The sequence below is a fragment of the Ectopseudomonas guguanensis genome (assembly GCF_900104265.1).
GTDB lineage: Bacteria > Pseudomonadota > Gammaproteobacteria > Pseudomonadales > Pseudomonadaceae > Aquipseudomonas > Aquipseudomonas guguanensis.
In genome coordinates, this window is the sequence record NZ_FNJJ01000006.1 from 198,489 (window position 1) to 224,781 (window position 26,293).

General features: G+C 65.0%; 24 protein-coding genes. 13 read left to right on the forward strand and 11 right to left on the reverse strand.

Annotated features, from left to right (window positions below; translation table 11 throughout):
* The first annotated feature begins 59 nt into the window (after window positions 1-59).
* From BLS61_RS10950 to BLS61_RS10960, 3 genes are all read left to right on the forward strand, one after another.
* On the forward strand, window positions 60-1,070 hold the full coding sequence (locus BLS61_RS10950; RefSeq protein WP_208598794.1) for an AraC family transcriptional regulator: 1,011 nt from the start codon (window positions 60-62) through the stop codon (window positions 1,068-1,070).
* 203 nt (window positions 1,071-1,273) lie between these two features.
* Window positions 1,274-2,152: a DNA-3-methyladenine glycosylase family protein gene (locus BLS61_RS10955; RefSeq protein ID WP_090430710.1), complete on the forward strand. Its 879-nt coding sequence runs from the start codon at window positions 1,274-1,276 to the stop codon at window positions 2,150-2,152.
* A 2-nt stretch (window positions 2,153-2,154) separates the two neighbouring features.
* Complete coding sequence (locus tag BLS61_RS10960) at window positions 2,155-2,652, forward strand: methylated-DNA--[protein]-cysteine S-methyltransferase (protein WP_090430712.1); 498 nt, start codon at window positions 2,155-2,157, stop codon at window positions 2,650-2,652.
* On the opposite strand, the gene BLS61_RS10965 is transcribed toward BLS61_RS10960, so the two are convergent.
* The 5 genes from BLS61_RS10965 to aroC all read right to left on the reverse strand — a co-directional run bounded on the left by BLS61_RS10965 (window position 2,653) and on the right by aroC (window position 6,321).
* A complete protein-coding gene (locus BLS61_RS10965; protein WP_090430714.1) occupies window positions 2,653-3,210 on the reverse strand; it encodes a histidine phosphatase family protein in 558 nt (185 codons plus the stop codon). It abuts the gene before it with no gap.
* Window positions 3,207-3,398 carry a PLDc N-terminal domain-containing protein gene (locus BLS61_RS10970; protein ID WP_090430716.1) on the reverse strand — a complete coding sequence of 64 codons (192 nt, stop codon included), beginning with the start codon at window positions 3,396-3,398 and terminating at the stop codon, window positions 3,207-3,209. Before BLS61_RS10970 ends, BLS61_RS10965 begins: the two co-directional genes overlap by 4 nt.
* Window positions 3,399-3,457: 59 nt before the next feature.
* A complete protein-coding gene (locus BLS61_RS10975; RefSeq protein WP_090430719.1) occupies window positions 3,458-3,997 on the reverse strand; it encodes an acireductone dioxygenase in 540 nt (179 codons plus the stop codon).
* A gap of 15 nt (window positions 3,998-4,012) precedes the next feature.
* Window positions 4,013-5,161 carry an MFS transporter gene (locus tag BLS61_RS10980; protein WP_090430721.1) on the reverse strand — a complete coding sequence of 383 codons (1,149 nt, stop codon included), beginning with the start codon at window positions 5,159-5,161 and terminating at the stop codon, window positions 4,013-4,015.
* 68 nt (window positions 5,162-5,229) lie between these two features.
* Window positions 5,230-6,321: a chorismate synthase gene (gene aroC, locus BLS61_RS10985; RefSeq protein ID WP_090430723.1), complete on the reverse strand. Its 1,092-nt coding sequence runs from the start codon at window positions 6,319-6,321 to the stop codon at window positions 5,230-5,232.
* 124 nt (window positions 6,322-6,445) lie between these two features.
* On the opposite strand from aroC, the gene BLS61_RS10990 reads away from it, so the two are divergent.
* Both BLS61_RS10990 and BLS61_RS10995 read left to right on the forward strand, forming a co-directional pair.
* Window positions 6,446-7,438 carry an alpha/beta hydrolase family protein gene (locus BLS61_RS10990; protein ID WP_090430725.1) on the forward strand — a complete coding sequence of 331 codons (993 nt, stop codon included), beginning with the start codon at window positions 6,446-6,448 and terminating at the stop codon, window positions 7,436-7,438.
* A 36-nt stretch (window positions 7,439-7,474) separates the two neighbouring features.
* Window positions 7,475-8,275, forward strand: coding sequence for a hypothetical protein (locus tag BLS61_RS10995; RefSeq protein WP_090430727.1), 801 nt, complete (start codon window positions 7,475-7,477; stop codon window positions 8,273-8,275).
* Between the two features lie 82 nt (window positions 8,276-8,357).
* Here BLS61_RS10995 and prmB read toward each other — a convergent pair whose 3' ends face one another.
* Entirely contained in the window at window positions 8,358-9,278 is a 921-nt protein-coding gene (prmB, locus tag BLS61_RS11000; protein ID WP_090430729.1) for a 50S ribosomal protein L3 N(5)-glutamine methyltransferase, read from the reverse strand.
* Window positions 9,279-9,359: 81 nt separating this feature from the next.
* A complete protein-coding gene (locus BLS61_RS23995) occupies window positions 9,360-9,485 on the reverse strand; it encodes a hypothetical protein (protein ID WP_273255924.1) in 126 nt (41 codons plus the stop codon).
* Between the two features lie 155 nt (window positions 9,486-9,640).
* Between BLS61_RS23995 and BLS61_RS11005 the strand changes: the two genes are divergently transcribed.
* The 5 genes from BLS61_RS11005 (at window position 9,641) to BLS61_RS11025 (ending at window position 12,328) form a co-directional block, all read left to right on the forward strand.
* A complete protein-coding gene (locus BLS61_RS11005; protein ID WP_090430731.1) occupies window positions 9,641-10,237 on the forward strand; it encodes a cysteine hydrolase family protein in 597 nt (198 codons plus the stop codon).
* Window positions 10,238-10,312: 75 nt separating this feature from the next.
* Window positions 10,313-10,633, forward strand: a complete 321-nt coding sequence (locus tag BLS61_RS11010) for a hypothetical protein (protein WP_090430733.1) — start codon at window positions 10,313-10,315, stop codon at window positions 10,631-10,633.
* An 80-nt stretch (window positions 10,634-10,713) separates the two neighbouring features.
* A complete protein-coding gene (locus tag BLS61_RS11015; RefSeq protein ID WP_090430735.1) occupies window positions 10,714-11,271 on the forward strand; it encodes a Smr/MutS family protein in 558 nt (185 codons plus the stop codon).
* Window positions 11,272-11,348: 77 nt separating this feature from the next.
* Complete coding sequence (gene folE, locus BLS61_RS11020; RefSeq protein ID WP_024307778.1) at window positions 11,349-11,894, forward strand: GTP cyclohydrolase I FolE; 546 nt, start codon at window positions 11,349-11,351, stop codon at window positions 11,892-11,894.
* A 65-nt stretch (window positions 11,895-11,959) separates the two neighbouring features.
* A complete protein-coding gene (locus tag BLS61_RS11025) occupies window positions 11,960-12,328 on the forward strand; it encodes a glutathione S-transferase N-terminal domain-containing protein (RefSeq protein ID WP_090430737.1) in 369 nt (122 codons plus the stop codon).
* 477 nt (window positions 12,329-12,805) lie between these two features.
* Here the strand turns inward: BLS61_RS11025 and ligA are convergent, their stop codons facing one another.
* From ligA to BLS61_RS11045, 4 genes are all read right to left on the reverse strand, one after another.
* A complete protein-coding gene (gene ligA / locus BLS61_RS11030; RefSeq protein ID WP_090430739.1) occupies window positions 12,806-15,166 on the reverse strand; it encodes an NAD-dependent DNA ligase LigA in 2,361 nt (786 codons plus the stop codon).
* Between the two features lie 242 nt (window positions 15,167-15,408).
* Entirely contained in the window at window positions 15,409-16,233 is an 825-nt protein-coding gene (zipA, locus tag BLS61_RS11035) for a cell division protein ZipA (RefSeq protein ID WP_024307775.1), read from the reverse strand.
* Between the two features lie 214 nt (window positions 16,234-16,447).
* A complete protein-coding gene (gene smc, locus BLS61_RS11040; RefSeq protein ID WP_090430741.1) occupies window positions 16,448-19,936 on the reverse strand; it encodes a chromosome segregation protein SMC in 3,489 nt (1,162 codons plus the stop codon).
* A 6-nt stretch (window positions 19,937-19,942) separates the two neighbouring features.
* Window positions 19,943-20,602: a GntR family transcriptional regulator gene (locus tag BLS61_RS11045; protein ID WP_090430743.1), complete on the reverse strand. Its 660-nt coding sequence runs from the start codon at window positions 20,600-20,602 to the stop codon at window positions 19,943-19,945.
* A gap of 232 nt (window positions 20,603-20,834) precedes the next feature.
* Here BLS61_RS11045 and BLS61_RS11050 point away from each other — a divergent pair, with 232 nt between their 5' ends.
* The 3 genes from BLS61_RS11050 to xdhB all read left to right on the forward strand — a co-directional run bounded on the left by BLS61_RS11050 (window position 20,835) and on the right by xdhB (window position 26,229).
* Window positions 20,835-21,968: an alkane 1-monooxygenase gene (locus tag BLS61_RS11050; protein WP_090430745.1), complete on the forward strand. Its 1,134-nt coding sequence runs from the start codon at window positions 20,835-20,837 to the stop codon at window positions 21,966-21,968.
* A gap of 397 nt (window positions 21,969-22,365) precedes the next feature.
* Complete coding sequence (gene xdhA, locus BLS61_RS11055; RefSeq protein WP_090430746.1) at window positions 22,366-23,805, forward strand: xanthine dehydrogenase small subunit; 1,440 nt, start codon at window positions 22,366-22,368, stop codon at window positions 23,803-23,805.
* Between the two features lie 27 nt (window positions 23,806-23,832).
* Complete coding sequence (gene xdhB, locus BLS61_RS11060; protein ID WP_090430748.1) at window positions 23,833-26,229, forward strand: xanthine dehydrogenase molybdopterin binding subunit; 2,397 nt, start codon at window positions 23,833-23,835, stop codon at window positions 26,227-26,229.
* The last annotated feature ends 64 nt before the right edge of the window (window positions 26,230-26,293 follow it).

Below are 26,293 nucleotides of genomic sequence, written 5' to 3' on the forward strand. Positions count from 1 at the left end.
CCCCGCCAAGCCTGAGTTATGGCATAGTCGGCCAGGATATTGTGATTTTCGGACAATCGATGTCAGTACCCTGGCCCGCCCGCCGCAGCATCACCAGCATCCAGCTGCTGACCCAACTGGGGCTCGACCTCGGCCTGAGCCTGGACAGCTGCCTGCACGATACGGGGCTCAGCCCCGTGCAACTCGCCAGCCTGAATGGCGAAGTCGAGGCGCAGCGTGAACTGCAGCTGATCGCCAACCTGATCGAGGCACTGCCCGACGTCGACGATCTGGGCCTGCAGGCCGGCCGGCGCTACCACCTGACCACCTACGGCGCCTGGGGCTACGCCATTCTCAGCAGCGCCACGGTACGCCAGGCGGCCGACCTGGGGCTGCGCTACCACGGCCTGACCTATGCCTTCACCCGCATCAGCCTGAGCCTGGATGACGCCATCGCCAGCCTGCACTTCGACGACAGCGCCCTGCCCCCGGCGCTGCATGATTTCATCGTGCAGCGCGACATGCTCGGTGCCCTGGTGGTCGTGCGCGAACTGCTGGGCAGTGCGCTGCCATTGCTCGCGCTGGAGCTGCGCCAGCCTGCACCGGCTGACGTCTCACCTTTCGCAGCCTTCGGCCAGGTGCCGCGCTTCGGCGCACCGGGCAATCGAATGGGCTTTGCCGCCGATCTGCTGGACAACCCCTTGCCGCGGGCCAACCCGCACCTGGTCAGCGCCTGCGAGCAGCAATGCCAGGCGTTGCTGGCGCGCCATCAATGGCACCAGGGCCTGGCCGGGCGCGTACGTCAGTTGCTGCTGCAATCTCCAGGACAGATCGCCGACATGGAGCAGGTCTCAGGCCGCCTGCATCTGAGCAGCCGCACCCTGCGACGCCGCCTGACCGAGGAAGGCACCAGCTTCCGTGCCCTGCAGGACGAAGTGCGCCAGGCCCTGGCCGAGGAACTGCTCGCAGCAGGCGGCCTGAGCCTGGAGGAAATCGCCGAACGCCTGGGCTATGGCGAGCTGTCCAATTTCATCCACGCCTTCAAGCGCTGGAAAGGCATCACGCCGGGGCGTTATCAACGTGGCTCCTAGGGTGCCGTTGAGCCGTGCTGCCATGTATCGCAGCTGGCTCCCCTGGTGCGCGCGGCGCACCCCACGTCAAGCCCGTGCGCCTGGAACGCGCTTCATGTAGGGTGCGCCGTGCGCACCGCGCCCCCGCACACAGGCAAGATCGTCGCAGTTTGAAAGTCATCTTCACGCTGACAACACCCGAACGCCGCGCTAGGGTGCCAGCCATGAACATCATTACCCTGCTTCTGCCCTATCAACCGCCGTGGAACTGGCAACAATTCCACGGTCACTTCGCACTGCGCGCGATTCCCGGCCTGGAGTCGCTGGACGCGGATAGCTATAGCCGCGGCTTCAGCATCGACGGTGTGCCCGGCTGGCTGCGGGTGACGCCGCTGCCTGGGCAGAATGCACTGGAACTGCGCTGCCGTATCGCATCACCCGCGCATCTCGATCAACTGGAGCAGCGCGTACGGCGCATGTTCGATCTCGACAGCGAGCCCGCAACCATTGCCCGCCACCTGAGCGCCGACGAACTGCTGGCACCGCTGCTGCTGCGCAACCCCGGCCTGCGCCTGCCCGTGGCCTTCGATCCGTTCGAGCAGGCAGTACGCGCCATCGTTGGCCAGCAGGTCACGGTCAAGGCGGCAGTCACCATAGTCGGGCGCCTGGTGCAGCGTGTCGGCACGCCGATCGAGACGCCGCAAGCGCTGGGCATCAACCGCCTGTTCCCGACGCCGCAGGCGCTTGCCGAGGCCGATCTGACCGGCATCGGCATGCCCGGCAAGCGCGTGCAGTGCCTGCAGCATTTCGCTGCACGAATTGCCGATGGCAGCCTCAAGCTCGATCTGCAAGAAGGCAGCGCAGCGCTGATCGAGCGATTGTGCGCCCTGCCCGGCATCGGCCCGTGGACCGCGGAGTACATCGCCCTGCGCGCCTTCGGTGAGGCGGATGCCTTTCCCGCCAGCGATCTGGGCCTGCTCAAGGCGCCGGTCTGGGGAGCCGGCGGCATCGATGCGCGCCGTCTGAAAATCCGCGCCGAAGCCTGGCGCCCCTGGCGGGCGTACGCTGCTGCGCATCTCTGGCACTGTTACTCGGGAGGCTGAGCATGCATTACCGCCACCACGACAGCCCCATCGGGCCGCTGTTCATCGCAGGTGACGAAAGCGGCCTGCAGTTGCTGCTGATGGAGCTGGACAGTCGGCCCTGGCGCATCGAGGCAGGCTGGCAGCCTGCCAGCCGTGAGCTGGATGCCGTGTGCCGCCAGCTCGACGAATACTTCGCCGGCAAGCGCCGTCAGTTCGAACTGCGCCTGGCGCCCAGAGGCACGGCCTTTCAGCAGGCGGTCTGGCAGGCCTTGCAGGCCATTCCCTACGGCCGTACCTGCAGCTATTCCGAGCTGGCCGGCGTCATCGGCAAGCCACAGGCCGTACGCGCGGTAGGCACGGCCAACGGCGCCAACCCGATCTCCATCATCGTGCCCTGCCACCGCCTGATCGGCCGCGACGGCAGCCTGACCGGTTATGCCGGCGGCCTGCCGCGCAAGCAGCAGTTGCTGGAACTTGAAGGCGTGTTGCAGCCCGTGCAGGCACGACTGCCCTGGTAATCATGGCGCGGGCACGCGCGCCAGAGGCTGAACCTGCGGGCGCAGCGGTAAAGGCAGGATCAAACCCTCGCCCGAGGCGGGGAAGATCCCGGTCAAGGCGGTGATATTGACCTGATGGGACACCAGCACCAGAGGCTCACCGGCCGGCAGTGCGTTGATGCTGCGAATCAGCTCGGCGGTCTGCTCGGCACCGTCTTCAGGTCGCCCGAAAAACGAATCCAGCGCGGCCAGGGGTTGCACCGGGCCGCGCTGCATGCCGCTGGCGGTGTCCAGCGCGCGGCACCAGCGACTGCTGAGCAAACGTGGTTGCTCGATCCCCTGGCTGGCCAGCAGTTCACCCCAGCGCCGGGCCTCGGCGCGGCCCTGAGCGTTGAGGTTGCGCTGGGTTTCGCATTGCCCGAGGCGAAAATTGGCCGGATCGCCGGTACCCGGTGCCATGGCATGGCGCATGAGCAGCACTGCGCGACCTTCGCGCAATGCCTGCCAGGCATCGGCAGTCTCTGCCGCAGCCCCCCAGAGAGGCAGCAGCGCCAGGGCCAGCAGCCACAGGCGGCTCATAGCCTGACGCTCCCGCGCGGGCCCATCAGCGCCCAGATGATCAGGCCGATCACGGGCAGCAGCACGATCAGCAGAATCCACAGAATCTTGATTCCGCTCTCGGCGTTGCTCTTGATCACGTTGACGATCGCCCAGATATCCAGGGCCAGGATGATCAGGCCGATCAGCCCGTTGAAGGTAGAACCCATGACGAAGCTCCTGTCCGAAAGGTTGCCTTCCCAGGATAGCTGGCGTTACGCCGGTTCCCTCACGCCTCCAGCCGAGGGAAACGGCTGGCGATATCGTCCCCGGTGCGCTCCGGCGTCTCCTCGCTCTGGCTCAGGCGCAGCACCAGCGCATGCGGCTCCTCGCCCAGATCGAACCAATGGCGGGTGCCGGCCGGCAAGGTCAGCAGATCGCCACGCTCGCCTTTCAGCCGGTAGACGTAGCCATCCAGATGCACGCTGAGCTGAGCGAAACCGCCGATGAACAGCCAGGCGCAGGTCGAAGCCTGCACCTGTTCGTCCAGGTAGCGCGCACGTAGCTCCAGCTTCTGCGGATGGTTGCGTTGCAGGTTGAACAGCTCCTGCTGCACATGCCCCTCATTGCCCATGAACGCCTGCAGCCACAGGCCATAGGCTTGGTCGAACTCGGCCTGCTCGCAGCCCGGGCGCAATGCAGCCGGCAGCTCCACCTGGCGATAGTCGAGGCCCACCGCCGCCAGGGTGCTGGCGATGTCGGCGGCATGGTTGAGGACCTTGTTCGGCAGTTCCGGTGAGGTGTGCAGGTGGACGGCGAGGCTGCTCATGACGGTTCACTCGATTCAGGGCCGCTCGGGCGGCAGACGGGTGGCAATGACGAAGGCTGCGAGCAAGGCTACCAGACTGGCGATGGCGAAGGTCCAGGCCGGGCCCAGCCCCTTCCAGCTGTAACCGGCGTACAGCGCCCCAAGGGCGCCGCCGATACCGGCCAGGCTGGCGTACAGCGCCTGCCCCTGGCCTTGCTGACGATCGGCGAAACTGCGCTGCACGAAGTGGATGCAGGCGGCATGGAAAGCGCCGAAAGTGGCCGCGTGCATGCACTGCGCCAGCAGCAGCACCGGCAGGTACTGCGCCAGATTGCCCAGCAGCAGCCAGCGCAGCGCAGTGATCAGGAAGCTGGCCAGCAGCACGACACGCAGCGAGTAACGTTGCAGCAGCCGCGCCATGAGCAGAAACAGCAGAATCTCCGCCACCACCCCCAGCGCCCAGAACAGACCGATGGCGCCGCGGCTGTAGCCGACGCCCTCCAGGTGCAGGGTGAGAAAGGTGTAGTAAGGCCCGTTGCTCAGTTGCATCAGCGCAACGCAAAGGTAGAACGCGAGAATGCCGGGACGGCGCAGTTGCTGCAGGAAACCACCCTGCTCCGGCACATTCGGCCGCTGCAGCGGCTGGGCGTTGGGCACCCAGAAACTGCCGACGACGATGCCGGCCATGATCGCCACCAGCGCTGCCGGATAGGCGTCCAGGCTGAGCCATTCGAACAGCAGGCCGAGACCGACCACGGCGACGATGAAACCGATGCTGCCCCATAGGCGAATCTGGCTGTAGCGCGCCGCCTGCTCGCGCAGATGGGCCAGGGTGATGACCTCGAACTGCGGCAGCACCGCGTGCCAGAAGAAGGCATGGGTGGCCATGATCAGCGCTAGCCAGGCGTAGCTCTGCTCGAGGAAGATGCCGGCAAAGCACAGCAGCGTGCACAGCGCACCGAGACGCACGATCAGCAGACGCTGGCCGGTATGGTCGCCCAGCCAGCCCCACAGATTCGGCGCCACGCAGCGCATCAGCATGGGAATGGCGATCAGCTCGCCGATGCGCGCCGGGGAAAAGCCCAGGTGATCGAAGTACAGCGCCAGAAAGGGCGCCGTCCCTCCGAGCAGGGCGAAGTAGAAGAAGTAGAAAGCGGACAGCCGCCAGTAAGGAAGAGCAGCCACAGGCTACAGGCCGCAGGCTTCAGGAAGCCGGGATGACGGCCTGTAGCTTGCAGCTTGCAGCTTGCCACTCATAGCTGCGGCAGCACCGGCGTGGTGACGCGCACGTCGGCGTTCTGCGCGCGGTGACGCAGCAGGTGATCCATCAGCACGATGGCCATCATTGCCTCGGCGATCGGGGTGGCGCGGATACCCACGCAAGGGTCGTGACGGCCCTTGGTGATGACGTCCACCGGATTGCCGTCGACATCGATCGAGCGCCCCGGTGTGGTGATGCTGGAGGTTGGCTTGAGCGCCAGGCGGGCGACGATCGGCTGGCCGCTGGAGATGCCACCGAGAATGCCGCCGGCGTTGTTGGAGAGGAAACCTTCCGGGGTCAGTTCGTCGCGGTGCTCGGTGCCGCGCTGGGCGACGCAGGCGAAGCCGGCGCCGATTTCCACGCCCTTGACCGCGTTGATGCTCATCAGCGCATGGGCCAGTTCGGCGTCGAGGCGGTCGAAGATCGGCTCGCCGAGCCCCGGCGTCACTCCTTCGGCAACCACGGTGATCTTCGCGCCGACCGAATCCTGGTCACGGCGCAGCTGATCCATGTAGGCCTCGAGTTCCGGTACCTTGTCCGGGTCAGGGCTGAAGAAGGCGTTCTGCTCCACCGAATCCCAGGTCTTGAACGGGATTTCGATGGGGCCGAGCTGGCTCATGTAGCCGCGGATGACGATACCCTGGCTGGCCAGGTACTTCTTGGCGATGGCACCGGCCGCCACGCGCATGGCGGTCTCGCGCGCCGAACTACGGCCACCGCCACGGTAGTCGCGGATGCCGTACTTGTGGTGGTAGGTGTAGTCGGCATGCGCCGGACGGAACAGATCCTTGATCGCCGAATAGTCCTTGGACTTCTGGTCGGTATTGCGGATCAGCAGACCGATGGCGCAACCGGTGGTCTTGCCCTCGAACACGCCGGAAAGGATTTCCACCTCGTCGGCTTCCTGGCGCTGCGTGGTGTGGCGACTGGTGCCGGGCTTGCGGCGGTCGAGGTCGCGCTGCAGGTCTTCCAGGGAAATCTCGACACCGGGCGGGCAACCGTCGACGATGGCGACCAGCGCCGGGCCATGGCTTTCGCCAGCGGTGGTGACGGTGAACAGCTTGCCGTAGGTATTGCCGGACATGGGAAGACGCTCCGCGAGATTCAGCTCAGGCCCGGCACTGCGCAGGCCCGAATCACAAGGTGGGCGAGTATACCTGCCACCTACTTGCAGTTCACCCCGAACCTTGCTCGTTCGGATGCGTCCAATGCCAACCTGCCACTACCCTACCCTCATCATGCTGCGAGCCCTGCTCTTGTCCCTCACCCTGATCACCGGCCTGGCCCAGGCCAGCACCACCCGCCAACAGCCCATCAGCCTCGATACCGACCAGGGCACCCTGTACGGCAGCCTGCTCGTTCCGCAAAGCGACAAGCCGCTGCCGGTGGCGCTGCTGATCGCCGGCTCCGGCCCCACGGACCGCGACGGCAACAATCCCGAGGGCGGTCATAACGATGCGCTGAAGAAGCTGGCCCAGGTCCTGGCGCGCAATGGCATCGCCAGCCTGCGCTACGACAAGCGCGGCGTGGCCGCCAGCCGTGCCGCGACGCCGGATGAAAAGGACCTCAGCGTCGAGCGCTACGTGGCCGACGCCGAAGGTTGGGCCAGGCTGCTCAGGGACGATCCACGCTTCGACCGGCTGATTCTCATCGGCCACAGCGAGGGCGCGCTGATCGCCAGTCTGGCCGCGCCCGCCAGCCAGGCCGATGCACTGGTTTCCATCGCCGGCCCTGCCTACCCCATCGGCCAGGTGCTGGACATGCAACTGGCCATGCGCCTTCCGCCACAGCTACTGGCCGAGAGCCGCCACATACTCGCCAACCTGATTCGCGGCAAACTGCAGCCGCAGGTCCCGAAAGAGCTGCAAGCGATCTATCGCCCCAGCGTGCAGCCCTACCTGATCAGCCTGCTGCGCCAGGACCCGGCGGAGAACTTCGCAGCGCTGCAAATGCCCGCCCTGATCGTGCAGGGCACCCACGACGCGCAGGTCAGCCCGGACAACGCCGAGGTGCTCAAGCAGGCCAAACCCGATGCCGAACTGGCGCTGATCCCCGACATGAATCACATCATGCGCATCACGCCTGCGCCCTGGAACGAACAGCTGGCGTCCTATGACGATCCGCAGCTACCCTTGGCCCGTGCGCTGGGCGAGCGGATCGTTGCCTTCATTCGCTCCAGTGCCGAGGAAAATGGCCGATAACGCATTGAAGGCCACCGCCCCGTACACAGGACGCCCATGAGCGAGAACCCAGCCCCGCAGGCGCAAACCGCCGACGCCGAAACCGGCACAGGCGAAACCCCTGCAGCAGCGCACCCCTGGTCCGACCTGCCAGCCGAGCAGTTCAGCCTGCTGCGCCTGGCGCCGCTGCCCGTGGACCGGGAAACCGGGCCGCGGCCGCTGCGCTTCGTCCAGCTCGGCCGGGTGGAGCGGCACGCCAGGGACACCAGCCTGTTGCGTCTGACCATCCAGGTGCCTGGCCAGCGCCTGCATCGTCAGACCAACCTGCTGGAAGTCTGGGCCGATCATCAGCGCAAGGAAGTTCGCTTCGGCCCGGACAAGGGCCTGAGCGTGGAGCCGGCCAACCGCGGCCTGGGACGTTTTCTCATGGCGCAGGGCATCGCCTGGGCGCGCAAGCAGTACGCGCACTATCAGGTCGAGGGCGGCGCCCTGCCGACCAAGGACAACTTCAACGAGGCCGCTCGCGCCCGTCGTGATCACGCGCTGAAGGCGCAGGGTTTCACCATTGAGTACAGCGACCCGTTGCAGCTCAAGCCCTTCTACAGCGCGCCGCGGGTCAGCTCGCTGCACGGCGACTGGCATGCCGAAAAGGTGCAGATCGTCGAATTGCTAGACGCCGCGGCGATGCTGCAGCAGGCTGACCAGACGCTGCAGGAGCAGGACGTCAAGCTGCGCAAGCTGGAAGATCGGCTCGAGCGCCTCAAGCGCGAAGACAGCGGCCTGCGCTTCACCATCACCTGCCTGGTGGCGTTCAGCCTGTTTCAGGCGGGGCTGCTGATCTGGATCGCCACGCGCTGATTCATCGCGGCTGAAGCCGCTCCTACAGCCCTACGCAACTACGCGCCCCTGTAGGAGCGGCTTCAGCCGCGAAAAATATCGATCAGCCCTTCACTCGCGAACGAAACAGCGCCTGATGCTCACGGCACTGCTTGGCCGCCAGCAGGAACACGCCATGCCCGCCGCGCTGGAAGTCCAGCCAGGTGAAGTCCACCTCCGGATACAGCGCCTCGACGTGCACCTGGCTGTTGCCCACTTCGACGATCAGTACGCCACGCTCGGTCAGGTGATCGGCCGCTTCGGCCAGCATGCGTCGCACCAGATCCAGCCCGTCATCGCCACAGGCCAGGCCCATCTCGGGCTCGTGCTGGTATTCGGCCGGCATGTCGGCGAAATCCTCGGCATCGACATAGGGCGGATTGGAGACGATCAGGTCGAAACGCTGCCCCGGCAGCTCGGCAAAGCCATCGCCCTGCACGCAGTAGACCCGCTCCTCCAGCCCGTGGCGCTCGATATTGAGGTTGGCCACCTCCAGCGCATCGAACGACAGGTCGCCGAGCACCACTTCTGCCTCGGGGAATTCGTAGGCGCAGGCGATGCCGATGCAGCCGGAGCCAGTGCACAGGTCGAGAATGCGTGCAGGCTCTGCAGGCAGCCACGGGGAGAAGTGACGGTCGATCAGCTCGGCGATCGGCGAGCGCGGTACCAGCACGCGCTCATCGACCACGAACGGCAGGCCGCAGAACCAGGCTTCGCCGAGCAGGTAGGCGGTCGGGACGCGCTCTTCGATCCGGCGCTTGAGCAATGCCTGCAGGTGGGCATGCTCGTCGTCTTCCAGGCGGCAATCGAGGTAGGCGTCGGAGATTTCCCAGGGCAGGTGCAATGCGCCGAGCACCAGTTGGCGCGCCTCGTCCCAGGCGTTGTCGGTGCCATGGCCGAAGAACAGCTGCTCGGCCTGAAAACGGCTGACGGCCCAACGGATGTAATCACGCAGGGTGCGTAAACGGGTAGAGAGAGCGGTCACGGGCGGCCTCCGGATGAAAAGTGCGGAAGTTTAGCCCAGTGCAGGTGGTCAGCGCATGAACGAGCGCCTGACGAGCGCTCATCAACCTCTTCGCTTGCGCCGCGGCGCCCCTTCGTCGGGGCGGCGCAACTCGCGCAGCACCGCCACGGACACGGCGATGGAAAACAAGAGCCAGAAATGCGGGGATAGCTGCGAAAAAAGTGACATGGCAACTCCTTTTGCGTACGACCCCAACTCCTTCGGGGCAGTTCCGATTCTGCTCCGGCGCAAGGCACTGGGCAAGCATTGGCGCAGATAGAGGTTCACAGACCGCGCTGGCAAGCGGACAATGGCACATCATCACCATCAGCCAGGAGCCCGAGATGTCCCATCCGCAAACCATGTTCCAGCTCACCGGTCGTGGCCACGCACCGGCCAGCCTGAGCAATGCGACCTTGCTGATCATCGATGCCCAGGAAGAGTACCGCAGCGGCGTACTGGCGCTTCCCGGCCTGGCCCCTGCACTGGCGGAGATCGCCAGCCTGCTGGCCGCCGCCCGAGCAGCCGGCAGCGACATCGTTCACGTCAAGCACCTGGGCATTCCCGGCGGCCTGCTCGACCCCAGCGGCCCGCGCGGCCGCCACCTGCCGGAAGCAGCACCGCTGGCTGGCGAGATCATCGTGGAGAAACGCCTGCCCAATGCCTTTGCCGGCACCGAGCTGCATGATCGCCTGCAGGCCCTCGGCCATCTCGACCTGATCGTCTGCGGTTTCATGACCCACTCCAGCGTCAGCACCACGGTACGCGCCGCCAAGGACTATGGTTATCGCTGCACCCTGGTCGATGCCGCCTGCGCCACCCGCGACCTGCCAGCGCCGGACGGCAGCGTGATCGCCGCTGCCGAAGTGCATCGCATCGAGATGATCGCCCTTGGCGACAACTTCGCCACCCTGGTGCCGCAAGCCAAATCGCTGATCTGATCCAGCTCGTGCCAGAGCAGCGGAACCCCGGCGAAACCGACCGGTCATACCGCCGATAAGCCAAAGGAAATCGGAATGAAGCTGTCCGACGATTTCGATGCACGCCGTCTGCGCCCTCGCCAGCCGAGAAGCTGGCGCCTGCGCATAGGTGCCGCGCTGGGCGCCCTGCTCGCCGCTTTCGGCATTCTCCTGGCGATGGCCGGCGTCGCTTCGCTGGTCGGGCGAGCGCCGGCCCTGGGGGGGCTCAACGACTCCATTGGCGAAGCCATCGCCCTGCTGTTGCTCGGCCTGTTCCTGCTGTGGGCCGGCATCGCCTTCTGGCGGCGCTGCCGCAGGCGTCTGCGCCGCCCCAGCGACCTTAGCTTGTCGCCATCGTTGTTGAAGAGGCGCGACTGAGCGACTGCTACGCTTGCGTCTTTCTGCGCTTACCTGGCCGGCATTTGGGTAAAATACCCGTCTGTTTCGCGGAGCCACCGATGCAAGACGACGACTTTTCCCTGTTCCAGGCCGAGCTGCGCGGCGTCAAGCCGCTCAAGCACGACCGCGCCGACACCGGCAAACCCAAACCCGATCGCAAGCAGTTCAACACCCTGCGCCAGGCTGCGACCGTCAGCCAGAGCGAGATCAAGGTGGATGGCCTGTCCGACCAGTTCGTCATCGATGTCGGCGCCGAGGACGCCCTGTACTGGGCGGCCAATGGCATGCAGGAAGGCCAGATGCGCAAGCTCAAGCTTGGCCAGATTCCCTTCGACGGCAGCCTCGACCTGCACGGCATGAGCGTCGAGAAGGCGCGCGACACGCTGTGGGAATTCCTCGCCGAGGCCACCAAGCTGGAGATTCGCTGCGTGCGCGTCACCCACGGCAAGGCGGTGCGCATGGACGGGCGCAAACCGATGATCAAGAGCCACGTCAATACCTGGTTGCGCCAACACCCGCAGGTGCTGGGCTTCAGCTCCTGCCTGGCCAAACACGGTGGTACCGGCGCGGTTTACATCATCCTCAAGCGCACCATGATGGATGGTCGCGACGAGTAATCAGAGAACCTGGCACTCTTGCCAGGCCCCTGTCGGCGCCCTACCCTGCGCCCATTCGACACCCAACAGGATTTTCCATGTCCCTGGAACAACAGTACACCGCGATCCTCGGCCAGCTTGGTGAGGACGTATCCCGCGAAGGCCTGCTGGACACGCCCAAGCGCGCCGCCAAGGCCATGCAGTACCTCTGCCGCGGCTACCAGCAGACGCTGGAGGAAGTGACCAATGGCGCGCTGTTCAGCTCCGACAACAGCGAAATGGTGCTGGTCAAGAACATCGAGCTCTACTCGCTGTGCGAGCACCACATGCTGCCGTTCATCGGCAAGGCGCACGTAGCCTACCTGCCCAACGGCAAGGTACTCGGCCTGTCCAAGGTGGCACGCATCGTCGACATGTACGCCCGGCGCCTGCAGATCCAGGAGAACCTCAGCCGCCAGATCGCCGAAGCGGTCGCGCAGGTCACCGGCGCCCTCGGCGTGGCGGTGGTCATCGAAGCGCAGCACATGTGCATGATGATGCGCGGCGTGGAGAAGCAGAACTCCTCCATGGTCACTTCGGTGATGCTCGGCGAATTTCGCAGCAACCCGGCGACCCGCGGCGAATTCCTCAATCTGGTTCGCTGATTCCCGCTCAAGACGACGGCCGCTCACTTTGGTGAACGGCCGTCGGCATTTCAGGAGTTAGAAAGATGTTGATCAAAGCCCTTCGTATCGGCCTGGGCCAGCTGGTCGTGTTCGCCGACTGGGTCAGCCGTCCGCGCAAGCTCAAGCGCAGCCCCGAGGCGCAAGCCGAAGTCGAGCGAGCCACGGCCAACCTGGCGCTGTACCAGTTCCACGCCTGCCCGTTCTGCGTCAAGGTACGGCGCACCCTGCACCGCCTCAACCTGCCGGTGCAGCTGCGCGACGCCAAACACGACGGCGAGCACCGCCAGGCCCTGGAGCAACAAGGCGGCCGCATCAAGGTGCCGTGCCTGCGCATCGAGGAAAATGGCCAGAGCACCTGGCTGTACGAGTCCAAGGCGATCATCGCCTATCTGGATCAGCGCTTCGCCGCTTGAGGATCGCAGAGGCCAAGGTGCGCATGGCGCACCTTACGGTTGGTGTCGACGGAGGTAGGGTGCGCCGTGCGCACCGGGTCGCATCGCTCAGATCGTAGCCCGGATGCAATCCGGGAGCGTTCGCTAGCCCTACGCTGGCAGCTTCGCGGCTGAAGCCGCTCCTACAAGATCGGCGGACCTTCGCCTGCCTCTGTAGAACGTAGGGCGGGTGAAACCCGCCAGCACGCCAATGGCGGGTTTCACCCGCCCTACGCCTCGATGCCGCAAGCCTTGAGCTGCTCGAGGAACTGCGCCTCGTCCAATACCTTCACCCCCAGCGGATCGTAGCCCGGGTGCAATCCGGGGGCGTTCGCTAGCCCCACGCTGGCAGCTTCGCGGCTGAAGCCGCTCCTACAAGATCGGCGGACCTTCGTCTGCCTCTGTAGAACGTAGGGCGGGTGAAACCCGCCAGCGCGCCAATGGCGGGTTTCACCCGTCCTACGCCTCGATGCCGTAAGCCTTGAGCTGGTCGAGGAACTGCGCCTCGTCCAATACCTTCACCCCGAGCTCACCGGCCTTGGCCAGCTTCGAGCCGGCGCCGGGGCCGGCGACCACGCAGTGGGTCTTGGCCGACACCGAGCCGGCCACCTTGGCGCCCAGGCTTTCCAGCTTTTCCTTGGCGACGTCGCGGCTCATCACTTCCAGGGTGCCGGTCAGCACCCAGGTCTGGCCGGCCAGGGGCAGACCTTCGGCGACTTTCTTCTCGCTTTGCCAGTGCATGCCGAACTCGCGCAACTGCTGCTCGATGGCGCGGGCACGCTGGGCGTTGGCCGCCTGGTCGAAGAACTCGCGCACCGCCTTGGCCTGCCTCTCGGGCAGTGCCTGGCGCATGTCCAGCCAGTCCGCATTCAGCACGCCTTCCAGGCTGCCGAAGCGCTCGGCCAGCTTCTGCGCGGCACCTGGGCCGACGGTGGGAATGTTCAGCTTGTCGAGCATGCCGCCGAGCGTGGCCACGGCGGAGAACTCGGCGCTCAGCTCACCCTCGTCCTGCAATTCGAGACCGCACTCGCCGAGCAAGGCGCTGATCACCTGCTGGTTATGCGCATCCTCGAAGAAGCTGTGGATCTCGTGGGCCACTTCCAGGCCGATATCCGGCAGGTAGGTGAGCACCTCCGGCAGTGCCTGGCGCACACGCGCCAGCGAGGCCAGCGAGCGGGCCAGCACCTTGGCGGTTTCCTCGCCCACGTCGGGAATGCCCAGGGCATAGATGAACCGCGCCAGGCTCGGCCGCTTGCTGTTCTCGATGGCTGCCAGCAGCTTGTTGCTGGAAACCTCGGCAAAGCCTTCCAGACCGATGATCTGCTCGAAGCTCAGCTTGTACAGGTCGGCCGGCGAGCCGATCAGCTTCTCGTCCACCAGTTGCTCGATGGTCTTGTCGCCGAGCCCCTCGATGTCCATCGCGCGGCGCGAGACGAAGTGAATGATGGCCTGCTTGAGCTGTGCCTGGCAGCTCAGGCGACCGACGCAGCGGTACACCGAACCTTCGCTGACCGACTCCTTGCCCTTGCTGCGCTTGACCAGTTGCGTGCGCTCCACCGCCGAGCCGCACACCGGGCACTGCTCGGGAATGTGCACCGGGCGGGCGTTTCTCGGGCGACGCTCGGGCACCACCGCCATGACCTGCGGGATCACGTCCCCGGCGCGGCGAATGATTACCGTGTCGCCGATCATCACACCCAGGCGCGCCACTTCGTCCATGTTGTGCAGGGTGGCGTTGGCCACCATCACCCCCGCCACCTTGACCGGGTTCAGGCGCGCAACCGGGGTCACCGCGCCGGTACGGCCCACCTGAAATTCCACGTCGAGCAGCTCGGTGAGCTCTTCCTGCGCAGGGAACTTGTGGGCGATGGCCCAGTGCGGCGTGCGCGCGCGGAAGCCCAGCTGCTGCTGGTCTTCGATATTGTTGACCTTGAACACCACGCCATCGATGTCATAGGCCAGGCTCATGCGCCGCTGACCGATATCGCGGTAGTAGTCCAGGCAGGCCTCGACGCCCTTGGCCAGTTTCAACTCGCGGCTGATGGGCACTCCCCATGCCTTGAGCTGCTGCAGCATGGCCACCTGGGTACCCGGCAGCTCGCCGCTGACCTGACCGACACCGTAGCAGCAAAATTCCAGCGGACGGCTGGCGGTGATCTTCGGGTCGAGCTGGCGCAGGCTGCCGGCAGCGGCGTTGCGCGGGTTGGCGAAGGTCTTGCCACCGCTCTCGGCCTGGCGTGCATTGAGCTCCTCGAAGCCCGACTTGGGCATGAACACTTCGCCACGCACTTCCAGCACCTGCGGCCAACCTTTGCCCTGCAGCTTGAGCGGCACGTTGCGAATGGTGCGCACGTTGCTGGTGATGTCCTCGCCGGTGCTGCCGTCGCCGCGCGTGGCACCGCGCACCAGTTGGCCATTCTCGTAGCGCAGGCTGACGGCCAGGCCGTCGAGTTTGGGTTCGCAGCTGTACTCGATTTCGGCACCGCCGCCGAACAGATCGCCGCCCGAAACGCCAAGGCCATGCTGCACACTGCGATCGAAAGCGCGCAGGTCGTCCTCCTCGAAGGCGTTGCCCAGGCTGAGCATCGGCACCTCATGGCGCACCTCGCCGAAGGCGCTGAGCGCCTCACCACCGACACGCTGGGTCGGCGACTCGGGCGTAACCAGCTCCGGATGCTCGGCTTCCAGCGCCTGCAGCTCGCGGAACAGGCGGTCGTACTCGGCATCGGGCACGCTCGGCTCGTCCAGCACGTAGTAGCGGTAGTTATGCGCATCCAGTTCGTTGCGCAGCTCGGCGATTCGTTGGGCGACGTCGGTCATTGCAAATAAGCCTCAAGCGACAAGAAAACAGAAGATCGGGTATCCGCTACTTGTTTCACTCGGAATGGGTTGGCGCGTAGGGCGGGTGCAACCCGCCATGGCGAAACTGGCGGGTTGCACCCGCCCTACGGTCTGCCGCTGCCCCGATCCGGCAATCAGGGCAGCGTCAGACATAACGAAATAAAAAGCCCCAAGCCAAGCGCGTGGCTTGCAGCTTGAGGCTTGCAGCTTGCCGCTGCGTTTTAACGTTTCTGTGTCAGTTGCCGGCGCTCGAACTCGACGATGCGCTGGCGGTAGTGTTCGATGGTTTGCGCGGTCATCACGCTGCGCTGGTCGTCCTTCAGCTCGCCGCCCAGCTCGTGGGCCAGCTTGCGTGCAGCCGCGACCATCACGTCGAAGGCCTGCTTGGGATGACGCGGGCCAGGCAGGCTGAGGAAGAAGCTCACCGCTCGAGTGCTGAAGCCTTCGATATCGTCGAGATCGAAGGTACCGGGCTTGAGCGCGTTGGCCATGGAGAACAGCACCTCGCCGTTACCGGCCATGCTCTCATGACGGTGGAAGATGTCCATTTCGCCGAAGCGCAGACCGCTTTCCAGAATGTTCTGCAGCAGCGCCGGGCCCTTGAAGCCGAAATCGTCACGGGCCACCACGTTGATCACCAGCACCTCTTCCACGGGGGCAGCATCAGCGGCGGGCTTGGCGGGCTTCTTGGGCTCTTTCGGCTCGACTTCATCGACCGGGTTGAGCAGGGTCGGAACCGGCTCGTCGACCGCCAGGTTGAGGTCGCCCTGCTGCGGCTCGTTACGCGAGCGACGCGGCAGGTCCTTGGCACTCATCGATGGCAGATCATCTTCGTCCAGTTGAGGATCGTGGTCGCGCTGCACTACCCGTGGCGGGCTGAGAAGATCCGGATCGCTGTCGTCGTCGGGCATATTGGCGAAGCTGCGATCGAGCTTGAACTTGAGTTTGCCCTTGCCACCGCGCATACGGCGCCAGCCGTCGAAAAGAATGCCAGCGATAACGATGATGCCAATAACGATCAGCCACTCGCGCAGACCGAATTCCATGAAATACCTGACCCTTAAAAATTCTGGTGAAAAAAAGATCCAATCAACCGGATCACAACTCGACTATAAAACGCGGCGCCAACTCCATGTTCTGTCTGACGTTTTCCGCGTGTAACAAAAGTGGGCAATAAGCTAGCACGACGAAAGGCAACTTTACACAGGGAGCAACATTAAGGTTGTGCCTATATTCGGTTAATCCCACGGCGCTCTGCCATCACGCCTCCACCATCGCCAGCGCCTCCTCGACATCCACTGCCACCAGACGCGAGCAGCCCGGCTCGTGCATGGTGACCCCCATCAGCTGATCGGCCATTTCCATGGCGATCTTGTTGTGGGTGATATAGATGAACTGCACCGTCGCCGACATCTCCTTGACCAGCCGCGCATAGCGTCCGACGTTGGCATCGTCCAGCGGTGCGTCCACTTCGTCCAACATGCAGAACGGCGCCGGATTGAGCTGGAAGATGGAAAACACCAGTGCCAAGGCGGTCAACGCCTTCTCTCCACCGGAGAGCAAATGAATGGTGCTGTTCTTCTTGCCCGGGGGCCGCGCCATGATGGTTACACCGGTATCGAGTAAATCTTCGCCGGTGAGTTCCAAATAAGCGTTGCCGCCACCGAAAACTTTTGGAAAGAGTGCCTGCAAACCGCCATTGATCTGATCGAAGGTGTCCTTGAAACGATTGCGCGTTTCCTTGTCGATCTTGCGGATGACGTTCTCCAGGGTTTCCAGTGCCTCGACCAGGTCGGCATCCTGCGCATCCAGGTAGCGCTTGCGCTCGGACTGCTGCTGATACTCGTCGATGGCTGCCAGGTTGATCGGCCCGAGCCGGGCGACACGCGCGGCCATGCGCTCCAGCTCTTCTTCCCAGGCGCTCTCGCTGGCCTCGGCCGGCAGCGTGGCGATCACCCCGTGCAGGTCGTAATTGTCCTCGGCGAGCTGGTCGGCCAGGGCCTTGCGCCGCACGTTGAGCGACTGCCAGTCCATGCGCTGCTGCTCCAGCTGACTGCGCAGCATCTGCGCCTGCTGCTCGGCCTGAGTGCGGCGTTTCTCGGCGTCGCGCAGTTCGCGGTCGGCATCTTCCAGCGCCACACGCGCCTGACGCAGCTCCTCGTCTACTGCCATGCGCCGCTCGAGCAGTTCTTCGAGCTTGATGCGCAGCTCCTCCAGCGGCGCCTCGCCCTCTTCCAGATTCAGCGACAGTTGCTCGCGCCGCTCGTGCAGGCGCTCGGCCTGCAGTTGCAGACGCTCCAACGCCTGGCGGGTGGAGTCGTGCTGCGCCTTGAGCGAGCCGACCCGTACCGCCAGCTGGTGGGCGTGATCCTTGTGCTGCCGCGCTTCCTGACGCACCCGATCGAGGCGCTCGCGCAGGCTGTCGCGGCTGGCCAGCAGACTTTCGCGCTGCTCGTTGTCCAGCGCCATGGCATCCAGCGCGTCCTGCAGTTGCAGGCGCGCTTCGCCCAGTTGTTCCTGCTCGATCTCGCGCTGCTCGGCGGCTTCCTGCAGTTCGTCCTGCAGACGGCGGCGACGCAGGCCCAGCTGCTCGGCCTTGGCCTGACTGGCGGACAGGCGCGCCTTCAGCTCGCTCAACTGCCGCGCCAGTTCCTGCCCCTGACGGCGCTGCTGCTCACGCAGCTCTTCCTGACGGCGCTGCTCGTCGCGCAGCGCCGTCAGGCGTTCGTCCAGTTGCGCCAGGGCTGCTTCACGTTCCTCGCGCTCCGACTGTAGGCGTTCCAGCTCCTGACCGCGCGCCAGCACGCCGCTATCAGCTTCGGCAGCACGGCGCACGCGCAGGAAATGCCGGCCGACCCAGTAGCCGTCGCGGCTGATCAGGCTTTCGCCCTCGGCCAACTGCGCGCGAGCCGCCAGAGCCTGCTCCAGCGACTCCACCGGGCGCACACTGGCCAGCCAGGGCGACAGATCATGGCTCGACTCGATCTTGTCCAGCAGACTGCCAGCACGGCGTGCGCCGCCACTGGCGGGGCTGGCCAGACGCAGTTCACCCTGTTCCAGACTGGCAAAATCCAGCCCGGCGAAATCGTCCAGCAGCACGGCCTGCAGGTCGGCGCCGAGCACGGTTTCCACCGCCAGCTCCCAGCCTGTCTCCACACGCAGCCCTTCGGCCAGGCGCGGACGCTGCAGCAGGTTCTGCTCGCGCAGCCAGTCGCCGGCCCCCTGCCCAGGATCGAGGGCGGCCTGTTGCAGCGCTTCCAGTGACGCCAAACGGCCGTTCAGCCGCTGTAGCTCACCCTGAGCCTGCTGCTGGGCCTGACCGGCCTGCTGCAGCTCTTCGCGCAGTTGCTGCAGACGCTCGGCCTGCTGCTCTTCGGCAAGTTGCAGGGCTTCGTGCTCCAGCTCGCCGGCGGCTAGCTGTTCGTTCAGTTCGAGAATGGCGGCGTCTTCGGGGTCGGCCGCCAGCTGCTGCAATTCTTCGTTCAGGCGGCGCTGGCGTTCGGCCAGACGCTCCAGGCTCTGCTCCAGCTGGGCGATGCGCGACTGCTGCACCTCAGCCTGGCGACGCGGTTCGGCGCTGCGCTGGTTGAAGCCGTCCCACTGCTCCTGCCAGCCGTGCATGGCGGCCTCGGCCTCTTCCAGGCCGGCGGCGGACTCCTCGGCGGCAGCGGCGGTCAGCTCCTGCTCGGGCAGGAGCATTTCCAGCTCTTCGCCCAGGGTAGCGAGCAAGGTGCGGTCGTGCCCCAGGTGCGATTCGGTTTCCAGGCGCGCCTTTTCCGCCTCGCGCAGGTCGTCCTGCAACTGGCGCAGGCGCTGCTGGCCATGCTGGATGCTCTGTTCGACGCGGGCGATATCGCCGCCCACGGAATAGAAGCGGCCCTGTACCAGGTTGAAGCGCTCGGAGAGTTCATGATGGCCATCGCGCAGGCGCTCGATGGCGGCATCGGCGCTGCGCTGCTCGGCCACCAGCGCCTCGAAAGCGACTTCCTGGTCGCCGATCACCTGCTCGCGGCTACCGACCTGCTGGTTCAGCGTCTGCCAGCGCAGGGCCAGCAGCTGGGCCTTGAGCTGACGCTCCTCGGCCTTGTATTCCTGGTACTTCTCCGCCGCCTGAGCCTGACGGTGCAGACGTTCGAGCTGGCGCTCCAGCTCCTCGCGCAGGTCGGTCAGGCGCGCCAGGTTTTCCTGGGTGCGGCGGATGCGGTTCTCGGTCTCGCGGCGGCGCTCCTTGTACTTGGAGATGCCGGCGGCTTCCTCGATGAAATTGCGCAGCTCCTCGGGCTTGGCCTCGATCAGCTTGCTGATCATGCCCTGCTCGATGATCGAGTAGCTGCGCGGCCCAAGGCCCGTGCCGAGGAAGATATCGGTGATATCGCGGCGACGGCACTTGGTGCCGTTGAGGAAATAGGTGTTCTGCCCGTCGCGGGTGACCCGGCGGCGGATGGAAATCTCGGCGAAGGCGGCGTACTCGCCCACCAGCGAGTTGTCGCTGTTATCGAAGATCAGTTCGATGGAGGCCTGGGTCACCGGCTTGCGCGTGTTGGAGCCATTGAAGATGACGTCGGTCATCGACTCGCCGCGCAGGTTCTTCGCCGAGCTTTCGCCCATCACCCAGCGCACGGCGTCGATGATGTTGGACTTGCCGCAACCGTTGGGCCCGACCACCGCCGCCATGTTGCTGGGAAAGCTCACCGTCGTCGGATCGACGAAGGACTTGAAGCCGGCCAGCTTGATGCTTTTCAGGCGCATCTGGGGTTAACGCTCGGCCAGGGTGGCCAGCACCAGCTGGCAATTGTGCTCGCCATAGGCCTGCAGCACTTCGCGGGCGCGAGCGTGATCGCGGGCGATGATCGCCTGCAGCAAGCTGGCGAAGGTGTTCATGAACTGGCCCATCTCGCCTTTGCGCCGCTCCAGCGCCAGGTGATAGGTGCGACTGATGGCCGGCAGCAGGTTCTCCAGGGTTTCCTGCAGGTAGGGGTTGTCGGCGAAGGGGAAGGCGGCGCGCATCACGTCGAAGCTGCTCTCGACGAAGGCACCGATATCGCTACGCTCGAGGCTGTCCTGCAGACGCCGCTGGATATCGAGGAACGGCGCCAGATCGGCTTCCACCTGCCAGCGCTCGATCACCGCACGGGCCAGCATGGCGTACAGCTCGATGCTCAGCGCGTAGAGGCTGGCGACGTGATGCGCTGTCAGTTCGCTGACCTGGGCGCCGCGGCGCGGCAGGATCACGATCAGGTGGCGGCGCTCGAGAATCAGCAGCGCCTCGCGCACCGAACCGCGGCTGACGTTGAGTGCCTGGGTGACCTTCTGCTCCTGGATGCGCTCGCGTTCCTTGAGCTCACCGCGAATGATGCGTTCGGCCAGGTAATGGGCAATTTGCTCGGCGAGGCTGTCCGGGGCCTTGAACGTCATGACATTCCTTATTTGCGTCGATCCAGGGGCAGGCGGTCGAGTCTGGGGGCCCCGCCACGGCTGGGCGGGAGCAGGAAAAACTGGCGGCGAGTGTAACACAGGGTGTTACCGGGCCAAGCGTCCGGACGCGGTGCTTTCCGTTCGAAAGGTCGGGCTACCAAGGGTAGTCGCCAATCATGATTGTCCTACAATCATACCAGCGCATTCATAACAAGAATCAAGCGGAGCCCCCATGTTCGAACGCCTGCCCTCGCACTGGATGATCGCCCTGAAGAAAGTCGGCTACTGGATCTGGCTGATCCCGGTGTTCGGCATACCGCTCAGCTACTACTGGTCGCTGGGTAGCGCCCATGCCGATGCCTGGGCCTGGCTGGTGATCACGGTGGTGTTTGGCGTCATTCCGCTGCTGGATTTCGTCGTGGGTCGTGACCCGGCCAACCCGGACGAGCGTGAGGAAGTACCGGCGCTGGAGGCGCAGGGCTACTACCGCCTGCTGAGCCTGGCCACGGTGCCGCTGCTGCTGGCGATGCTGATCTGGAGCGGCTGGATTTTCGTCAGCTACCCGGCCTGGAGCTGGGTCGGCCAGCTCGGCTGGGTGCTGTCGGTCGGCACGGTGATGGGCGCCATCGGCATCACCGTGTCCCACGAGCTGATCCACAAGGACCCGCGCCTGGAGCAGAATACCGGGGGCCTGCTGCTGGCGGCGGTGTGCTACGCCGGCTTCAAGGTCGAGCATGTACGCGGCCACCACGTGCACGTATCCACGCCCGAGGACGCCTCCTCCTCGCGCTTCGGCCAGAGCCTGTACGCCTTCCTGCCGCACGCCTACAAGCACAATTTCCTCAATGCCTGGAAGCTGGAGGCCGAGCGCCTGGGGCGTCGCGGCCTGCCGGCCCTGCACTGGCGCAACGAACTGATCTGGTGGTACGCGATCAGCGCGCTGTTCCTGCTCGGCTTCACCCTAGCCTTCGGCGCGCTCGGCGCACTGTTCTTCCTCGGCCAGGCGGTGATGGCCTTCACCCTGCTGGAGATCGTCAACTACGTCGAACACTACGGCCTGCACCGGCGCAAACTGGACAACGGCCGCTACGAGCGCACCAATCCGCATCACTCGTGGAACAGCAACTTCCTCCTGACCAACCTGTTCCTCTTCCACCTGCAGCGTCACTCCGATCACCACGCCTACGCCAAACGCCGCTATCAGGTGCTGCGCCATTTCGATGACAGCCCGCAGCTGCCCAATGGTTATGCGGGGATGATCGTACTCGCCCTCTTCCCGCCGCTGTGGCGCGCGGTAATGGACCCCAAGGTGCGTGCCTACTATGCCGGCGAAGAACATCAGCTGAGCGAATCGCAGCTGACGTAAGCCCTGAGCCACCCTCCCCAGCCAACCCCGGCAGCGCAGGCTCCCGGGGTTTTGTTTTAACGATGTCGTATTTGCTTGTTGATGCAGCGATTTGGCTTTGTAGGGTGCGCCGTGCGCACCTGCTGCTTAGGTGAACAGCGGTGCGCACGGCGCACCCTACTCCCTGGCAGCGCCTTCGCTGGCATGAAAGTCGCTACGCTGACCTCATGACTCCCGACCGCAGGCTCATAACCGATTTGCATGACAAGCAACTGACCGCAGGGTCAAATATTTGTTGACCCAGAAGTCAGAAAACTCTAGATTGGCCCCATGGCAGCCCGCGCCAGAGCCCTGCAGTGCGTGCATCACCTGGCCAGCCAACCGAGTCATAACAATAAAGTGTGCCTGGAGGTCGTCCTTGATCCAGTTTTTACTCAACCGGGAGCTGCGCACCGAGCATGCCCTGGACCCCAACGTCACCGTGCTCAACTACCTGCGTGAGCACGTTGGCAAGACCGGAACCAAGGAAGGCTGCGCCTCCGGCGACTGCGGTGCCTGCACCGTGGTGGTGGGCGAGCTCGATGGCGAGCGCGTTCGTTATCGCACCCTCAACTCCTGCCTGACCTTCGTCTCCAGCCTGCACGGCAAGCAGCTGATCACCGTCGAAGACCTCAAGCACCAGGGCAAGCTGCACAGCGTGCAGCAGGCGATGGTCGACTGCCACGGCTCGCAGTGCGGCTTCTGCACCCCCGGCTTCATCATGTCGCTGTTCGCCCTGCAGAAGAACTCCACCGGCTTCGACAAGGGCGCCACGCTGGAAGCCCTGGCCGGCAACCTGTGCCGCTGCACCGGCTACCGCCCGATCATCGACGCCGCCGAGCAGGCCTGCTGTCAGAAGCAGCCGGACCAGTTCGACGCCTTCGAAGCCGACACCGTGACCCGACTCAAGGCCATCGCCCCGCGTGAGACCGCCGAACTCAACAGTGGCGACAAGCGCTGCCTGGTGCCGCTGACAGTCGCCGACCTGGCCGACCTCTACACCGCCAACCCGGAAGCCCGCCTGCTCGCCGGCGGCACCGACCTGGCCCTGGAAGTCACCCAGTTCCACCGTGAACTGCCGGTGATGATCTACGTCGGCCATATCGAGGACATGAAGCGCATCGAAGTGACCGACAGCGCCATCGAAATCGGCGCTGCCGCGGCCCTGTCCGACTGCTACGAAGCCCTGTCGCGCGAGTACCCGGACTTCGGCGAGCTGCTGCACCGCTTCGCCTCGCTGCAGATCCGCAACCAGGGTACCTTGGGCGGCAATATCGGCAACGCCTCGCCCATCGGTGACGCCCCGCCGCTGCTGATCGCCCTCGGCGCGCAGATCGCCCTGCGCCAGGGCAACACCCGGCGCATCCTGCCGCTGCAAGACTACTTCCTCGACTACAAGGTGACCGCCCGCCAGGAAGCCGAATTCATCGAGAAGATCATCGTGCCGCGCAAGCAGGCCAACCAGGCGTTCCGCGCCTACAAGGTGTCCAAGCGCCTGGACGACGACATCTCCGCCGTCTGCGCGGCCTTCAATCTGACCATCGTCGACGGAGTGGTCACCGAAGCGCGCATCGCCTTCGGCGGCATGGCCGCCATCCCCAAACGCGCCAGCGCCTGCGAGGCGGCCCTGGTCGGCTCGGCCTGGTATCCGGGTGTGATCGAACGCGCCTGCGACGCGCTGGGCGAGGACTTCACCCCGCTGTCGGATTTCCGCGCCAGCAAGGAATACCGCCTGCTCACTGCCCAGAACCTGCTGCGCAAGTTCTTCCTGGAACAGCAGTCACCCGAAATCGAAACCCGGGTCACGGCTTACGCCTGAGCGCGCAGCATTTTTTTGGAGACGAAGATGTCCAGTCATATCGAACACAAATCCCAGGAAGAGCTGGCCGCCCTGTTCCGCGCCGGCATGACCAGCGGCGTCGGCCGCAGCGTCAAGCACGAGAGCGCGGACAAGCATGTCACCGGCGAGGCGGTCTATGTCGACGACCGTCTGGAATTCCCCAACCAGTTGCACGTCTATGCGCGCCAGTCGGATCGCGCCCATGCGCGCATCCTGCGCATCGACACCCGCCCCTGCTACGAGTTTCCGGGCGTGGCCATCGCCATCACCAAGGACGATGTACCGGGCCAGCTGGATATCGGCCCGGTGGTCGCCGGCGACCCGCTGCTGGCCGACGGCAAGGTGGAGTACGTTGGCCAGGTGGTGCTGGCGGTGGCCGCCGACAGCCTGGAAACTGCGCGCAAGGCGGCCATGGCCGCCATCGTCGAATACGAAGACCTGGAGCCGGTGCTCGACGTCGTCGAGGCCTACCGCAAGAAGCATTTCGTGCTCGCCAGCCACACCCATCGCATCGGCGACTCGGCCAGCAAACTGGCCAGTGCCCCGCGTCGCCTGCAGGGCACCCTGCATATCGGCGGCCAGGAGCACTTCTACCTGGAAACCCAGATTTCCTCGGTGATGCCCACCGAAGACGGCGGCATGCTGGTCTACACCTCGACGCAGAACCCCACCGAGGTACAGAAGCTGGTGGCCGAAGTGCTCGGCGTGCCGATGAACAAGATCGTCATCGACATGCGCCGCATGGGCGGCGGTTTCGGCGGCAAGGAAACCCAGGCCGCCGGCCCGGCGTGCCTGTGCGCAGTGATCGCGCACCTCACCGGCCGGCCGACCAAGATGCGTCTGCCGCGCATGGAAGACATGAGCATGACCGGCAAGCGTCACCCCTTCTATGTCGAGTACGACGTCGGCTTCGATAACGACGGCCTGCTGCATGGCATCGAGATGGACCTGGCCGGCAACTGCGGTTACTCACCGGACCTGTCCGGCTCCATCGTCGACCGCGCCATGTTCCACTCCGACAATGCCTACTTCCTCGGCAACGCCACCATCAACGGTCATCGCTGCAAGACCAACACCGCCTCGAACACCGCCTACCGCGGCTTCGGCGGCCCGCAGGGCATGGTCGCCATCGAGGAAGTGATGGACGCCGTGGCGCGCCACCTCGGCAAGGACCCGCTGGAAGTACGCAAGCTCAACTACTACGGCAAGACCGAGCGCAACGTCACCCACTACCACCAGACCGTCGAGCACAACGTCATCCACGAGATGACCGCCGAGCTGGAGCAGAGCTGCGAGTACGCCAAGCGCCGTGAAGAAATCCGCGCCTTCAACGCCAAGAGTCCTGTGTTGAAGAAAGGCCTGGCCATGACCCCGGTGAAATTCGGCATCAGCTTCACCGCCACCTTCCTCAATCAGGCCGGCGCACTGATCCACATCTACACCGACGGTTCGATCCACCTTAACCACGGCGGCACCGAGATGGGCCAGGGCCTCAACACCAAGGTGGCGCAGGTCGTCGCCGAGGTGTTCCAGGTCGATATCTCGCGCATCCAGATCACCGCCACCAACACCGACAAGGTGCCCAATACCTCGCCGACCGCAGCCTCCAGCGGTGCCGATCTCAACGGCATGGCGGCGAAGAACGCGGCCGAGACCATCAAGCAGCGCCTGGTCGACTTCCTGGTGCGCGAGTACAAGGTCACCCCGGAAGATGTGGAATTCCGCAACGGCCAGGTGCGCGTGCGCGACCACTTCCTGTCCTTCGAGGAGATGATCCAGAAGGCCTACTTCGGTCAGGTCTCGCTGTCTTCCACCGGCTTCTACCGTACGCCGAAGATCTATTACGACCGCGACAAGGCGGCCGGCCGCCCCTTCTATTACTACGCCTACGGCGTGGCTTGCGTGGAAGTGCTGGTGGACACCCTGACCGGCGAATACCGCATGCTGCGCGGCGACATCCTGCATGACGTCGGCGACTCGCTGAACCCGGCCATCGACATCGGCCAGGTCGAAGGTGCCTTCGTCCAGGGCATGGGCTGGCTGACCACCGAGGAGCTGGTGTGGAACGCCAAGGGCAAGCTGATGACCAACGGCCCGGCCAGCTACAAGATCCCGGCCATCGCCGACATGCCCATCGACCTGCGCGTGAAGCTGGTGGAGAACCGCAAGAACCCGGAAGACACCGTGTTCCACTCCAAGGCAGTGGGCGAGCCGCCCTTCATGCTCGGCATCGCCGCCTGGTGCGCGCTGAAGGACGCCGTGGCCAGCCTGGCGGACTACAAGGTGCAACCGCAGATCGACGCACCAGCCACGCCTGAGCGCGTGCTCTGGGGTGTGGAACAGATGCGCAAGCTGAAGCAAGCCAGAACAAGCGCCGTCGAAATGGAAACGGTCGGAGCGTAGGGTGGGCTTCAGCCCACCAACATCGACGGCCCGTATTGGTGGGCTGAAGCCCACCCTACTGAAG